Origin of the sequence: Macrococcus epidermidis (genome assembly GCF_003259695.1) — a bacterium.
GTDB lineage: Bacteria > Bacillota > Bacilli > Staphylococcales > Staphylococcaceae > Macrococcoides > Macrococcoides epidermidis.
The window spans coordinates 122,647-136,579 of sequence record NZ_PZJH01000004.1; the positions used below are offsets into that span (position 1 = coordinate 122,647).

17 protein-coding genes and 1 other annotated feature are annotated in these 13,933 nt (G+C 32.5%); of the genes, 13 read left to right on the forward strand and 4 right to left on the reverse strand.

Going from position 1 to position 13,933, the window contains the following annotated elements:
• The first annotated feature begins 65 nt into the window (after positions 1–65).
• Positions 66–368, forward strand: a complete 303-nt coding sequence (locus BHU61_RS09585) for an excalibur calcium-binding domain-containing protein (RefSeq protein WP_111716440.1) — start codon at positions 66–68, stop codon at positions 366–368.
• Between the two features lie 45 nt (positions 369–413).
• On the opposite strand, the gene BHU61_RS13450 is transcribed toward BHU61_RS09585, so the two are convergent.
• Complete coding sequence (locus BHU61_RS13450) at positions 414–839, reverse strand: CPBP family intramembrane glutamic endopeptidase (RefSeq protein WP_170122524.1); 426 nt, start codon at positions 837–839, stop codon at positions 414–416.
• Between the two features lie 416 nt (positions 840–1,255).
• Positions 1,256–1,837 (reverse strand): TetR/AcrR family transcriptional regulator, encoded by a 582-nt coding sequence (locus tag BHU61_RS09595; protein WP_111716443.1) that lies wholly within the window; start codon positions 1,835–1,837, stop codon positions 1,256–1,258.
• A 177-nt stretch (positions 1,838–2,014) separates the two neighbouring features.
• On the opposite strand from BHU61_RS09595, the gene BHU61_RS09600 reads away from it, so the two are divergent.
• The 6 genes from BHU61_RS09600 to BHU61_RS09630 all read left to right on the forward strand — a co-directional run bounded on the left by BHU61_RS09600 (position 2,015) and on the right by BHU61_RS09630 (position 7,680).
• The gene (locus BHU61_RS09600) at positions 2,015–2,830 is read left to right on the forward strand and encodes an aldo/keto reductase (RefSeq protein WP_111716445.1); all 816 of its coding nucleotides are present in this window, start codon (positions 2,015–2,017) and stop codon (positions 2,828–2,830) included.
• 595 nt (positions 2,831–3,425) lie between these two features.
• Positions 3,426–4,520 carry a hypothetical protein gene (locus tag BHU61_RS09610; protein ID WP_111716454.1) on the forward strand — a complete coding sequence of 365 codons (1,095 nt, stop codon included), beginning with the start codon at positions 3,426–3,428 and terminating at the stop codon, positions 4,518–4,520.
• A gap of 137 nt (positions 4,521–4,657) precedes the next feature.
• Entirely contained in the window at positions 4,658–5,053 is a 396-nt protein-coding gene (locus BHU61_RS09615; RefSeq protein WP_199798220.1) for a MerR family transcriptional regulator, read from the forward strand.
• 37 nt (positions 5,054–5,090) lie between these two features.
• Positions 5,091–6,398: a hemolysin family protein gene (locus BHU61_RS09620; RefSeq protein ID WP_111716456.1), complete on the forward strand. Its 1,308-nt coding sequence runs from the start codon at positions 5,091–5,093 to the stop codon at positions 6,396–6,398.
• 115 nt (positions 6,399–6,513) lie between these two features.
• Positions 6,514–7,329, forward strand: coding sequence for a thermonuclease family protein (locus tag BHU61_RS09625; protein ID WP_111716457.1), 816 nt, complete (start codon positions 6,514–6,516; stop codon positions 7,327–7,329).
• 129 nt (positions 7,330–7,458) lie between these two features.
• A complete protein-coding gene (locus BHU61_RS09630; protein ID WP_111716459.1) occupies positions 7,459–7,680 on the forward strand; it encodes a hypothetical protein in 222 nt (73 codons plus the stop codon).
• 22 nt (positions 7,681–7,702) lie between these two features.
• On the opposite strand, the gene BHU61_RS09635 is transcribed toward BHU61_RS09630, so the two are convergent.
• On the reverse strand, positions 7,703–8,338 hold the full coding sequence (locus tag BHU61_RS09635; RefSeq protein ID WP_111716461.1) for a hypothetical protein: 636 nt from the start codon (positions 8,336–8,338) through the stop codon (positions 7,703–7,705).
• Between the two features lies 1 nt (position 8,339).
• Positions 8,340–8,876, reverse strand: a complete 537-nt coding sequence (locus tag BHU61_RS09640) for a GNAT family N-acetyltransferase (RefSeq protein ID WP_111716462.1) — start codon at positions 8,874–8,876, stop codon at positions 8,340–8,342.
• Positions 8,877–8,998: 122 nt separating this feature from the next.
• Here BHU61_RS09640 and BHU61_RS09645 point away from each other — a divergent pair, with 122 nt between their 5' ends.
• The 6 genes from BHU61_RS09645 (at position 8,999) to BHU61_RS09670 (ending at position 13,853) form a co-directional block, all read left to right on the forward strand.
• Positions 8,999–9,649: an SDR family oxidoreductase gene (locus BHU61_RS09645; RefSeq protein ID WP_111716464.1), complete on the forward strand. Its 651-nt coding sequence runs from the start codon at positions 8,999–9,001 to the stop codon at positions 9,647–9,649.
• A gap of 386 nt (positions 9,650–10,035) precedes the next feature.
• Positions 10,036–10,278, forward strand: a binding site (T-box leader).
• A 104-nt stretch (positions 10,279–10,382) separates the two neighbouring features.
• Positions 10,383–11,525: a 5-methyltetrahydropteroyltriglutamate--homocysteine S-methyltransferase gene (locus BHU61_RS09650; RefSeq protein ID WP_111716465.1), complete on the forward strand. Its 1,143-nt coding sequence runs from the start codon at positions 10,383–10,385 to the stop codon at positions 11,523–11,525.
• Positions 11,526–11,626: 101 nt separating this feature from the next.
• A complete protein-coding gene (locus BHU61_RS09655; RefSeq protein WP_111716467.1) occupies positions 11,627–12,292 on the forward strand; it encodes a YjjG family noncanonical pyrimidine nucleotidase in 666 nt (221 codons plus the stop codon).
• A gap of 87 nt (positions 12,293–12,379) precedes the next feature.
• Positions 12,380–12,703, forward strand: a complete 324-nt coding sequence (locus BHU61_RS09660; RefSeq protein WP_170122525.1) for a general stress protein — start codon at positions 12,380–12,382, stop codon at positions 12,701–12,703.
• Positions 12,703–12,900 carry a DUF6440 family protein gene (locus tag BHU61_RS09665; RefSeq protein ID WP_099579681.1) on the forward strand — a complete coding sequence of 66 codons (198 nt, stop codon included), beginning with the start codon at positions 12,703–12,705 and terminating at the stop codon, positions 12,898–12,900. The genes BHU61_RS09660 and BHU61_RS09665 overlap by 1 nt, the downstream gene beginning before the upstream one ends.
• 104 nt (positions 12,901–13,004) lie before the next feature.
• A complete protein-coding gene (locus BHU61_RS09670; protein ID WP_111716470.1) occupies positions 13,005–13,853 on the forward strand; it encodes an N-acetylglucosaminidase in 849 nt (282 codons plus the stop codon).
• Positions 13,854–13,933 lie beyond the last annotated feature (80 nt).

Below are 13,933 nucleotides of genomic sequence, written 5' to 3' on the forward strand. Positions count from 1 at the left end.
CCATAGTTGGTATGGTTATATATAATTAATATATATGTAACTATTGTGCAGACAGGAGATAAAACATGAAAACTTTAAAAGTATTAACATCAATTGCTTTATTAACAGTAACTTTACCATTTTCACAAATTGATACTGTAAATGATTCTCATACAGTAAAGGCAGCTACAAAAGCTGGATACCCAACTTCTAAATATAGAAAAGGTGCACCTAAAAAATTCTCGAATTGCAAGACAGTAAATAAATATTATCCTTACGGTATTACTTATAACCATGTTTCTTATGCAAAAAGTCTTGATAGAGATAAAGACAAAATGGCATGTGAAGCAAAAGATATGGTATTTAAAGCTTGGATGGCGAAAAACTAATATTAAGTCCTGCAAATGCAGGGCTTATTTTTTTATCTCTAATCATTAATTAAACCAATAAGTAACGATATAAATAGGAAAGTTTAATAATCCATGAACGAATATGTTTATGATGATATTTCTATATTTTAACCACAATAATCCTAAGAAGATGCCGGTAATACTGTGAAATACAATGACGTTTGCAAAGGTCAGTAAAATGTTTGAATGATATTGGATTCCCATATGCCATAAAGCCCACAATATACTCGTTATAAAGATAGCTGGTATAAAGCCGAGCATTGGTTCAAGTCGCGTCTGTAACCATGATCGGTAAAATAGTTCTTCTAATACTGCATTTAAAATGAATGAAATAGTAGCGCCTATAATTAAATAGTCATATGGAATGTTATATTTATGTAGCGTTAATGTGTTAAAGTTAACGATGATATAGGTGATGTACCAAGCGATACATATGATTAACGGTATCAACCAAAGTCTCTGTTTTTTTGTTGATTTTAATATGTTTATATTTTCCTTATAGAAAAATATCATGGGTATAACTAGTAAAAGTAATAATTTATAAATATAAAATAGGTTAAATACAATGGACTTCGGCGTAATGATCATTAATAGTATTAATGCAATTGATAATAAAATAAAAAATTTGATTGACTTTACATTTGTATCTATTAATGTACTGAATTTATTGGATGGTTTTTGTGTTATAAGAATTAGTAGAATACCGATAATACTTGGGAGCCATGTTAGCAGAAAATGTATTTTGTGATTATGATCAGCACTTACTTTAATATATCCTTCAGTTTTAGATTGAACGTAAAGACAAGACAACAGAATAATTGAGAACGAGAGTATATAAATAATTTTTGATAATTTGTTCACTTTACTCACTCCATCCATGATTGAATTTCTTCAGTGATGATTTGTTCTACTAAAGTGTTTAATAGATGTTTCGGCTGATAAAGTTTATGTAACGCTAATCCATCAATTAAAGCATGCATTTTTGTGATGGCTTTTTCTTTGTCGATTGAAGGCTTTATTTTATTATTTTGATGCAAGAGTTCAAAAGATTTTTGTACTAATACATAGATTTCATCACTCATCGTGTTTTCATCAATTGTGCTATTTTCTTCTTGTACCGCCAACCACACGATCATATCCGCAGTTCTTTTCTTATCGAGCGGCATTGTTAGTAATATCGCATCGACAATTCTTTTTTCAAGAGGTATGTTTCGGTCCATAAATATTGATTTGATATTTGATTCAATTGATTCAGTAAGCATATTTAGTATTTCTGAAAGTAATGCAGACTGATTTGGAAAGTAATATCTGATTTGGCCAGGTGTCATTTTCGCTGCACTGGCTATACTTCTAACAGATGTGCCTTGTTTACCGAGTTCCTGTATATTATGATAGGCAATTTCTAATATTAGTTGCTTTTTTGCTTCATGATTTACTATTTTCGGCATCGTTAATCTCCTTTTTAACACACGTGTATTAAATAATATAATCTTATTTTAATACATGTGTATTAAAAAAGAAAATGATAATATATTTAGTTTTAGTAATAAATATTTTATTGAGCGTTGCTAAGATTATTAGAAATATAAATGCTGTTATATAATAGGGATAAGGAGATGATACAGGTGGAAACGATTAAGTTAAATAACGGAATGGATATGCCGGTACTGGGGTTTGGTACTTATTTAAGTGATAACACGCATATCGGAAAGTACGTAGAGCAGGCGATTCGAGCGGGTTATCGTTTAATTGATACAGCTGCTTATTATCATAACGAAGCGGCGGTTGGTTATTCTATTCATAAGTCTGGTGTTGCACGTGAAGATATTTTCTTAACGACGAAAGTAATGTCTGATGGATATGATGCGACGATTGCTGCATTGAACGATTCATTTACGAAGCTTGCAGTCGATTATTGTGATCTCGTACTCATTCATTGGCCGACAAATGATAGTATTGGTACCTATCAGGCATTAGAAAGTTTCGTGAAAGACGGAAGTGTCCGCGCAATCGGTTTATCAAATTTTAATTCAGAAGAGACTGAAGCAATACTAAATATTGCTACTGTGAAACCTGTAGTGAATCAAGTAGAGACGCATATAAATTTTCAACAGAAGAAGTTACATCAGTATTTATCAGAACGAGAAATAGTTCATCAAGCATGGTCGCCACTTGGAGAAGGTGCTTTATTAGGCAACTCAGTCGTGAAAGAATTAGCAAATAAATATAAGAAGTCACCGGCACAAATTATGTTAAGATTCTTAATCCAGGAACAGGTTGTCGTTATTCCAAAGTCTACACGCTTAGAACATATTAAGAATAATATTGATATCTTTGATTTTAAGATTACAAATGAAGATATGAATTTATTGCGTTTACTCGATAAGAAACAATCTATATCCGGCTGGCCACAGTCGATGGATATTGAGAAGGAATATTAGGAGCATGGATAAACATGAGCACTTAGAAAAAGAATGGGATTTATTGTGCTTATCACACGAATAAATCCCATTGATTCAGAAAATAAGCGCTACTTTAGTAGGGCTTATTTATTTTTAATAAATTTTAGATAAGTAGTAACAATAATAAACAGCATTAAGAATAGTCCGATTTTCACCCAAAAGTTAAAATAAAAACTGAGGATAGTTACGCAAATAACACTATAGATTATATGGATGAAAATATACATGTAATAATCTTTAGATAATAAGGTTTGTTTTTTCATTTCATCAGAAAACTGAAGAGCAGCAAGCAGATTGCTCATGAACAAATGGAACATAATATCGGATACGTTCTCTTTTAGGAAGAATCCTAAGAATAAATTTAAGCTTAAAATTAAAAACAGATAAAATGGATTCATTATTACCACCTCATAGTGTTGTTATATTTTTATTGTGATGGTAAAAAATAGATTTGTAAAGTGTATTTCAATCATGATAATTCCGACGTTTATTAAAAATGTAGTGTAATAAGAAATAAAATTTATTATAATTAAATAAAAATAGTTACCAAATATTATCATAGGAGATAAATATTATGAAGAAAAGTCTGCAATTTTTAATTACTTTAGCTAGTTTTTCATTAATTTTAAGTGGCTGTGGAGAAGAAGAGACGAAAGAAAAAGGTGCAACAAAAATCGAAAGTAATACATCACAAGACGATATAAAGGATAAGCAAGTATCGAATAGTGAGAAGAAAGAAGCCGTTACTACTGAAGATAGAGATAAGGATACCCAGCAATCAACGAAAGAAGGTCAGTTAACGTTAGTTAATGGTGTGTCTCATTATAATTTTCCGTCAATATTAAATAAAAATTTTGCTGATTCAATATTAAGTAATACCTTTAATATTGAAGGATGGGGAATCAACAAAGAGGTAAATGTGCCAAGTATTCTTAGAGAAGATAGAAAATTATCACATGAAAACAGCTTAAAATATGATAATTTCGAAATGGTTCTTGGTGGTGATATTTATACGAGAGATTTTAGTACATTTGTTCTAGAGGTTAAAGATCAAGGCGTACGAACGGATGATTTAATTAAAGCATGGGGTGTAAAAGTTACGCATAATACAGAATCATCGATTATTTATGATGGTATTAATAATAATGGTTACCATGTTGTAGTAACTGAAAATGCTGATCATATAGTTGAAACTATTAATATCCGTAAAGGTGATTATAAGAATGGTGATACAGAAAATAATACATCTGTAGATGACCCAAATATAGAAATGCGTGATGGCACTGCATATTACAATTTCCCTGACATTACAAACTTTGATTTTGCATATCAAGTATGTACCGCAGCATTTAAGATTAACGGTATAGGTTTAGGAGATACTCCAAATCTTGATGATCTTGGTGAATATAGTGAAAATGGTACAATTAAAGAATTTGGCAATTTCGGTTTTGAGATGATAGAGGATAGAGTGATTGGCATCAAGCTCAACGTTGCTGATCAAAATGTGCATATTGATGCATTAGAGAAAGCTTGGAAGAGTAAGGTTGATATCCGTAAAGAGAATAGTATATTCTATGATAACGATAAAACGAATGGTTTTCTTGTAAGAGTAGATTTTGATGATAATGGTATTGTCCAGGAAATTTTTATTCTTGGTTTAATCGATTAGATAAAGCACCCTGAAAAGGGTGTTTTTTATTTTGTGTCGAAAATATTCACAATTATAAAAATATTTTGCAGATATATATACATATTTATTGAGGTTAGATTAAAGATTCTTTAATATATAAACTATCACGTGATGGTTTGGAGGGAGGAGAGCTAATTGGGAAGGACATATTAAAAATAGGCAAACTTGCTAAATTAGCAGGTGTAACAAATAGAACGGTAGATTATTACACCAATCTTGGATTATTAGAATTTAATAGAAGTGAATCAAACTACAGATATTATTCAAACACAATGGTAAACAGGATTAAAGAAATTGAGCAGCTTAAACAAGAAGGTATGCATTTAAATGAAATTAAAAATAAATTTACATCACATGAAGTCATAGATATTCAAGATTTAAGATTAAAGATGAATCAATTAGAACATGATATTAAGCATATTGCACAGTCTGAAGATATAACCGAAGCAAGATCTTTAGCCAAGAAAGATTTAGCTTTAATTAAAACATTACTATTATTTATACAAAATTAATGGAGGTGAGTATTCTGTCATTTGACAGAATATATTATTGGAAACAACTATAAATTTACTTATATTTACGATACTAATCATTTTAACCGCATTTTTCGTCGCAACAGAATTCGCAATCGTCAAAGTAAGACATTCAAGATTAAATCAGCTTGTTAATGAAGGCAAGCCAGGCGCTTTATCTGCTAGTAAAGTAGTAAATCATTTAGATGAATATTTAAGTGCTTGTCAATTAGGGATTACAATTACAGCATTAGGTATAGGTATGGTTGGGGAAAAGACTTTTGAATTTATCCTTCATCCTATGTTTGAGATGATGGGCATACCAACTGATTTAATTCATATTTTTACTTTAGTTGCTGCATTCATTATCGCTACTTTTTTACATGTAGTTGTGGGTGAGTTAGCTCCGAAAACAATTGCGATACAGAAAGCAGAAGCAGTGACATTGGCGTTTAGTAAACCGATAATGTTCTTCTATAGAATACTTTATCCGTTTATTTGGTTATTAAATGGTTCAGCAAGATTATTATTGAAAGCAATCGGTATTAAACCAGTAGGAGAACATGAATTAACCCATACTGAAGAAGAATTACGTATGTTGCTTGCAGATAGTTATCAATCTGGTGAAATCAATATCAATGAGCTTAAAGTAATTAATAACGCATTTGAGTTTGATGATAAAGTTGCTCGAGAAGTAATGACACCAAGAAATGAAATTATTGCAATTGATATCAATGCTAATATTATTGACGTCATAGAAATGATACAGCACGAACGTTATACAAGATATCCAGTATATGAAATTGATAAAGATAATATTGTAGGTTATGTTCATATAAAAGATTTTATTGATTTAACATTACAAGATATTAAGATTATACAAGAGAAGCAATTAACGGATTATATCCATCCAGTTATGAGAGAAATTGAAACAGTAGCTTTAACTAAACTTCTGCATAAGATGAAAGCAAATCGAGTACACTTAGCAATTCTAATGGATGAATATGGTGGTACAAGTGGATTGGTTACTATAGAAGATATCATCGAAGAGCTTGTCGGAGAAATCCGTGACGAGTTTGATGCTGATGAGAAAGAAAAGATAATTAGAATGGATGATAATCATTATAAGATGCATTCAAGTGTATTAATTAGTGATGTAGAAAAACTTTTAGGTGTTCAATTTGAGGTAGATAATGTCGATACTATCGGTGGCTGGATGTTATCATTTATCAGTGAAAATAAAGATGAGATTTATCATGATAACTATCTATTTAAAATTATTAAAAGAGATGGTAATCACATAGAGGAAATTGAAGTTTTTAAATCAGATGAACCAATAGAATAGTAGTAAATTAACGGTACTTATTTTTAAGTACTGTTTTTTTAGAAATATTTACCCCAATTACAAATGAATCATATATACTTACTTTAAGTAGATTATTTCATTTGGGGGAATTTTTATGAAAGTGTTAAAAATGTTTATTGCAATAATTTTATTATTTATCCTCGTTCCACAAAAAGAATCACAGGCATTGTCATCGAAATACAATGTACAATACGTTTCAGTGGTTGATGGTGACACAGCGTACGTAAAACTTGGTAAAAAGACGATTAAGATTCGTATGTTACTCATCGACACACCAGAATCAAAAGATCCGAGAAAGCCTGTTCAACCTTATGCCAAAGAAGCGGCAAAATATTTAGAGAATTATATGAGATACGGTAAACTCCAAATTCAATATGACAACAATCAGAAGTTAGATAAGTACGGTCGTCATCTTGTATATCTTTATGCAAACGGCAAATTAGTTAATAAAGAGATGGTGCGTTATGGTTATGCGCGTGTAGGTTACGTATATACACAGAAATATTACTTAAATTTATTAAAGACAAATGAATCTCATGCGAAACAGAAGCATTATAAAATATGGTCAATTAAAGGTTATGTAAATCCATTAGGTGAGGGATATATTTATAAAGAAACTGCTAAACCTGTTAAATCAACGACAAGTAGTAATGTGTCTGGATTTGTTTCAACGAATAATACGAGCACAGTTCAAAAATCACCAACACCATCTCGTGCTGGTTATCCAACTTCTCGCTATAAAACTGGTGCACCTAAAGTGCTTGCTAATTGTACTGAAGTGAAACAATATTATCCTTATGGTATTACGGATAGTCACATTTCGTATCAATCTAAATTTGATCGCGATGGTGACAGAATGGGTTGTGAAGCGTCAGGTATTAAGTATCAAAGCTGGATGGCGAATAACTAGAAAGAAGGTATCTGAAAATTATTCAGATACCTTCTTTTCATACTGGATATTTACATTTTATGTTTTAATCTCTATTTATGGTATAATACATTTAAGAAATATATCTTATTTTGCAAAGGAGAATGTGTTATGACTGAGAAGAATAATCACTGGCCACCGAAACATCATGGTGAACACAATCCTGCAGGTCGTACTGGCAATACAAATTATGATACACCAGGTTTAAAAGGTAGAGAGGACGACACTTATGCAAAAGCTGCCTTTGGTGGAGCGGACTTTAATAACGATATATTCGGCAGAATCGCAAATATATTCATCAATAGAGACGAAGGTAGAAATTCGAAGAAGTAATATAATAAGAAGCAAGATTCCATCATGTACTGATGGAATCTTGCTTTTTTAAATTTTGTTGTAATCTTTTATAAATTTTTTCTAATTCAAAGTAATACGGACTATCAAACGCGTTACGTTTAAAATCATGATTGAGATGTTCAAAGAATAATGTAAGTCCATCATGAACTGCTTTTTGATATGATTCAAACGTACAAGATACTTTGCTGATTTCTTTTTTTGTATATTGACTAATATCCGTCACTAAATCATTTTCAGTTAGTCTTTTACCTTCTTCCGTCAGTACTAAGTCATGCGTTTCAATATTAATTTTATCGTCAATGATCTCGGTGATTACTTTATAATTAATATCCAGATAGTCGAAATCATGGGATTGTTGAACTGTTGTTAAATATAAATCATACCAAAGTAGATATAAGTCGCTTGAAGTAATATCTCTTGTAATTATAGTTTTGTTATTAGCGATTAACTCAATACTCCCTTCGAAATATCCTTCGTTTTCTTTTAGTACAATCTTTTCCAGCTGTTTAAATGTATTGCTAAGTGGGATATATTCTGTGTCAGGAAATTCACTTTGCAGTAAATAGTACATTGCTGAGTGATCATAAGGATTGATTGAAACCGTATTTGTGAAAGTATTTATGGTTATATTATCCATTTTAGTTTACTCCTTTGATGTCAATCCAGTAACGTTCAACATCAATATCATCATATTCATCATGAACAACGGATTCAAATTTCCCGCCGTTCGCAATTATCGTTTTTCTGCTACCGATATTATCGACATCACATGTAATCAACGCACGCTCAACTTCTTTTTCCTGTAAGAACTTTAGACTTTCTTTAAGCATCCATTTTGCGATACCTTTTCTTCTTTCATCAGGTCGGACAGAATAACCGACATGCCCACCAATTTGTAATAAATTTTCATTGAGGTAGTGTCGGATATTTACCATGCCAACTATTTTATTATCTTCATTTACACATAGGAATTGCGTTGCAGGGACCATGCCATGAGGAATACGTTCGAGGTTATCACTATTCTGTATTTTGTTAAACCACTCGTCGAAATCTTCGAATTTGTGCAGTGACGATGAACCGTGGATTACTTCTTTTGTCGAATTAAATTCTTGCTGGTATCTTAAGATATCTTCTTTGAATTGTAGTGTAGGTTGAACGAGTCTTAGATTTGTCATTGTGATAACCTCCTTTTATTATTTATGATGATACAGAAAATAATTAGAAATATAAACAGATAAATTGAAATTTGTATTGTGTTCTGTACAATGATGGTACAAATTCGAAAGGGTGATTTTTAGTGAACACATTAATTATCGGAGCAAATGGACAGGTAGGTAAACAACTTGTTGAGAAGTTAGCGAAGAATAGTGATGTAACACCTATCGCGGTCATTCGTAAGGATGAACAAAAGCCATATTTTGATGGATTAAATGTCGAAGCAAGAATATTAGATTTGGAAGATGATCTACCAGCATATGAAAGTGTATTTAAAGATGTCGATAGCGTAATATTTACAGCAGGTTCTGGTGGTAGTACAGGTGCTGATAAAACAATGCTGATTGATCTAGATGCTGCCGTGAAAACGATTGATACAGCTAAGAAAGTTGGCATTAAACGTTTTGTCATGGTGAGTTCGTTTGATACAACACGTAACGCAATTCAAGAAGCGGATGCTGGTTTCAGACCTTATGTTGTAGCAAAGCATTATGCAGATAACGTATTAAGAGCAGCTGGACTAGATTATACAATTGTTCATCCAGGAATCCTATCAGACGATGCTGAAACTGGTAATGTCAAAGTTGCAGAAACATTAGAAGTTGCTAAGATCACAAGAGCAGACGTGTCCGAAGTCTTGAAGACGGTTATTGAGAATGACAATACTGTCGGCAAAGAGTTCCAAGTGGTCAATGGTGATACAGCGATTGCAGATGCGATTGGTAGATTATAAGATTGTAGCATAGAGTATTTGGTGAATATAGTAAATCAATGCCCACTTTGTTTTAGAGGTGGGCAATAATTGTATAAAAAAGTAATAAGGTGCCCACTTTGTTTTAGGGGTGGGCAATAATTGGAGAAAAAAGTAATAAGGTGCCCACTTTGTTTTAGAGGTGGGCAATAATTGTATAAAAAAGTAATCAGGTGCCCACTTTGTTTTAGAGGTGGGCATAAATTGTATAAAAAAGTAAATGGCTGCTTACAGTCTCGCGCACCAAAAGTAAGAATCTAACAAAAGTTGCGCGTACCACACCAAAATCCAATTAAAAAATAAGAATTTTCAGAATTGTTGTTGACAAATAGAAACATCGTTCTTATAATGTGTATTAATTCAATATTTACAAAACGTACAGAGGAAAGTAAACTTACGAATTTCTACAGCGAGCTTCAGGTGGTGAGATGGAGTGTTTGAACTAAGTTGAAAATGGCCTCTTTAGTTGCATGCTGAACGTATTCTAGTAGGTTATGTCCGAGGATTGGCGCTCGTTATCAACGTCAGAGTATTATTTGTACTCAATGAGGTATAGTCAGTGATGGCTATATGAATAAAGGTGGTACCGTGGGAAACCCCTCACCCTTTACTAAAGTGTAAAGGAGTGTGGGGTTTTTTATTATGGCTGATAGTGATATGTACGACATGCAAATATATATAAACAAAAAATTAAACTTACTGGAGGATGATCAATATGACTAATACAATCAAACAACCAAAATTCGATTATGTAGGCAGTTTCTTAAGACCGGAAGCTTTAAAAGTGGCACGTGAAAAATTTAAAAATAACGAAATTACGCAGAATGAACTGACAAAAATTGAAAATGAAGAAATCTTAAAGTTAATTCAAAAATTAGATGAACTTGGTTATGAAACAGTGACGGATGGTGAGTTCAGACGTAGTTACTGGCATCTGGATTTCTTCTTTGGATTCAATGGTATTGAACAGCAGCAGCTAGATCATGGTTATCAGTTTAACAATATTGAAACACGTAGTGATTCAGTAAAGTTCGTGGATAAAATTAATGGGAAAGATCATCCGTTCGTTGAGCATTTTAAATTTGTAAGAAATAACGCACCGAGTCATTTAACAGTAAAGCAGACAATACCTGCACCTGCGCAGTTACTCGTTGAATTAACACGACCTGGTGTAAAAGAGACAGTAGATGCTGTGTACCCGGATAAAAAAGAACTATATGATGATATCGTTACAACATATAAACAGGTAATCGATGACTTACATAAAGAAGGATTAAAAGTTCTGCAACTGGATGACTGTTCATGGGGCATTCATATCTCACCGGAAATTCGAGAAAAAATTCATGGACAAGGTGGAGGTACGGATAAATCTAGCGAAGCATTGATTCAGGAAATTTTAGAGATTAATAACCGTGTCATTGCGAATGCGTCAGATGATTTAATCATAAATACTCATGTTTGCCGTGGTAATTATAAATCTGATTATGCATCAAGCGGACCATATACAACAGTAGCTGAAGAGTTATTTGGTAAAGAAAATGTCGATGGCTATTATTTAGAGTACGATACAGAACGCGCAGGTGGATTCGAGCCTCTAGAAAAAGTAAGTGGAGAGAAGAAAGTTGTGTTAGGCTTGATAACTTCTAAGTTTCCTGAGCTAGAAGATAAAGAAGCGATTAAAGAAAGAATTAAGGAAGCAACAAAATATATCCCTTTAGAGCGATTAAGTTTAAGTGCACAATGTGGCTTTGCATCAACAGAAGAAGGGAATATACTCACTGAAGAAGATCAATGGAAAAAATTGCAGCTGATAAAAGAGATAAGTGAAGAGGTATTTGCGGATTCTTTAGTTAAATAAACTTTTATAATAACCTAAGCCCATGCTTAGGTTATTATTATGTTGATAGATATTATTGACAACTATAATATAATAGAAGAAAAAACAAAGAAGGTTTAACAATGTACAAATATATTCTATTTGATATAGATAATACGTTACTTGATTTCAGCAAAGGTGAAAGAGAAGCGATTCGTGCTGTGTTTGATTCTGAAGGGATTGATGATAGTGAGGAAAACTTTAAACGTTATTCAGAGATTAACAAATCGATGTGGGGCTTACTTGAAGAGGGTAAACTTGTGAAACAAGAGGTGCTGACGAAACGTTTTGAGGTGTTCTTTAGCGAGAAAGGGATCAATGTAAATCCTCAGGAGAAAGAGAATATCTTTAGAATTGGTATCAATGAAAATCATCAGCTTGTGCCACATGCCATTGAAATTCTTGAATACGTTAAGTCGAAGGGTTATGTGATTTGTTCAGCAACAAATGGTGTGTTATGTACTCAGATGCGTCGCATGACAGATGCAAATATTATCTCATACTTCGATCATCAATTTATTTCAGAAGCAGTAGGATACGAGAAACCTCAGAAAGCCTTTTTCGATGTGATTATAGAATCATTAAATATTACAGATTTATCAGAAGTTCTGATGATTGGTGATACTGAAACTTCAGATATTTATGGTGCCATCAATGCTGGTATTGATGCCTGTTATTTCGGTTCGAATAAAGAGAGCAAGGCGAAATATCGTATCCATAATTTATTAGAACTTAAAAATATTATTTAAATCTTCTTACGTAAAATAACTAGTTTTGTTTCATAATAAGTTGTTATGGGAATAGTAAAGTAACACAATGCTTTGGAGGAGATTAACGTGAAATTTGTAGATGCTTTCACAAGTGAACAACCTTTACATGGCAAGATTGAACAGTTAAGAGAAGAAGGTATTGATACGCGTGATTTATTTATCGTTTCTAAAAGTAAGATAGACGGACTGGCATTGATTGATCAGGACGTTAATTATATTAGTGCTGATGGTAATATGCCGGACAAGATTAAAGCATTCTTCACAGGTAAAGACGTTTCTAGTCATCATTATGAAGCGGAAAATTTATCTAATATTTCAAAGGTTGATTACAAAAGAGCACTCGATGCAGGACAGATGTTACTATTTATCAAATCACTGGGGGAAAAATAATGTCTCGTGAAAATAAACGATTTTCAAATATTAAAGATGGTTCAGATAAAGGTTCAAAGATGATGAGTACTTATATCATTACTGATGAACAAACAGGTGTGCAGTATTTGTACGCTGCAATGGGTTATGGTGCTGGTTTAACACCGATATTGGATAGTGAAGGTAAACCAGTACTTGCGCCTGGCTATCCGAAATAGAGATTGGATGAGACTTAGGTCTCGTCTTTTTTTATATGTGTTTAATTTCACAAAAAGAGTTATAGTATAATAAATAATTAAATAGATTAAATTAGGAGTACACGATGGCGAAAATTACTAAACGACAGGAAAAAAGAAATAAAATGATATTGTTATTGATACTTTGCGGCATTGCATGCATCATTTATTTAATGATAGGTTATTCGATTAAACAATACGAAAAGAAAATGATGAATTATAAAGTTGAAATGCCACATTCATATCAATTTGCATTGAATCAACAGATGAAAAGTGCAGCTCAGTTCTCTAATGGCGTCGTGTGGAAAAATGCGACGAAAAAACAGATTGATTATTATTTAAATCCTAAAAAATACTATCATCACCCTGAACAGCGTTACCAGTTTTTAAATCTTGGCATGAGTCAGAAAGTAGCTGCTGCTAAATTAAATACCTTACTTAAAGGGAAAGGCACTTTAGATGGTCTCGGTACAACATTCGCTAAAGCCAGTCGTATTGAAGATATCAATGAAATCTATCTGGTCAATCATGCGTTACTTGAGACAGGTAAAGGTAAGAGTGAACTAGCGCGTGGGGTTAAAGTCGATGATAAAGGACGCGTTGGTAAAGGTGATAAGAAATATTATAATTTCTTCGGTATTGGTGCGTATGATCATGACCCTGTAAATGAAGCGGCGAAGTTTGCCTTTAAAGAAGGATGGGATACACCTGAGAAAGCTGTGATGGGTGGTGCGAAATTCATTAAAGATGAATTTATATCTAAAGCACATCAAAATACTTTATACGGCATGCGCTTTAATCCAAATCATCCTGGCAAACATCAATATGCTACAGATGTACGCTGGGCACATCATAACGCACGCGGTATTGCAAAAGACTATCAAAGATTAAATTTAGAGGGTAAGTACTTTACTCGTTACTATTATAAACAGTAAGCAGACGCTTGCTGTTTTTTTATACATAAAAATTTATTTTAATAAAAGATTGAATTATCAGAATTTTTAATATAAAATAA